Origin of the sequence: Seonamhaeicola algicola (genome assembly GCF_007997385.1) — a bacterium.
Lineage (GTDB): Bacteria > Bacteroidota > Bacteroidia > Flavobacteriales > Flavobacteriaceae > Seonamhaeicola > Seonamhaeicola algicola.
Genome location: NZ_VOSC01000001.1, coordinates 1 through 819, shown reverse-complemented (window position 1 = coordinate 819; position 819 = coordinate 1). Strand labels below are relative to the sequence as shown.

Here is an 819-nt window from a genome sequence, read left to right as displayed (position 1 = left end):
AACGGTTAAGGCTAGGCTTTGTGCGGGAAGAAAATCGGCCAGATTTTCGAACACGGACTAAGCCGAAGCTTTTTGTTTGGATTTGTTTTTTTGATTTCACAAAGCCAAATCAACAAGATTTGGCGACCTAGTAAATATACACAAAAGTTTGAAGTAAGCACAAAACCCGCATGAAGTTTAGCCAGTGTTGGGTTACGTTTTTTCGAACCATTTTATTATAGATTTTTCAATATCTACACAACTCTTATAAATTGATTCAAAATTTTTCAAACCAATTTTTTCTTTACCTCTTATTTCTCCATGAAAATATATTTCATTCCCTTTATATGATTCAGGATATCTCAACAACTGATAATAACTATCTACGTTACTGTTATTACTTTCAAAAAATGAAGAAAAACTATTTTCGTTGTTTAAAACTTTATCTATCGAATGTATTATTTCAGGAATAAAACTCTTTTTATTTTCTTTAATTATTTCAAAGTAACTAGTTAAACTATGTGTTTTTTTCGATGTTGGAAATTTATTTATTTCTTGTAAAAGACCTTTCATGCAAAGTTCTAATCCGTGATAAAAGTTATATAGTATAGGAACTCCTACATTAAAATCATTCCATTTAGTTTTTTGATAATATTCTTCATGGGATTCTTCATCTGTTTGATTAGGATCATATTTAGACATTATTAGCTTTTTATTTTCTTGCTTTTTCATTTCATTAATAGCTTCTTTTGTTAGAGTCCAAAATTGATATGATAGTCCAAGATAATTAGCTTTTTTCATAATTTAATTTTCGGAATTTTTGCAAAATGTTACCCAACG

1 protein-coding gene is annotated in these 819 nt (G+C 28.2%); it reads right to left on the bottom strand.

What is annotated here, in order from left to right:
* Nucleotides 1–192 precede the first annotated feature (192 nt).
* A complete protein-coding gene (locus tag FUA26_RS00005) occupies nt 193–780 on the bottom strand; it encodes a HEPN domain-containing protein (RefSeq protein WP_147130234.1) in 588 nt (195 codons plus the stop codon).
* Nucleotides 781–819: the final 39 nt, after the last annotated feature.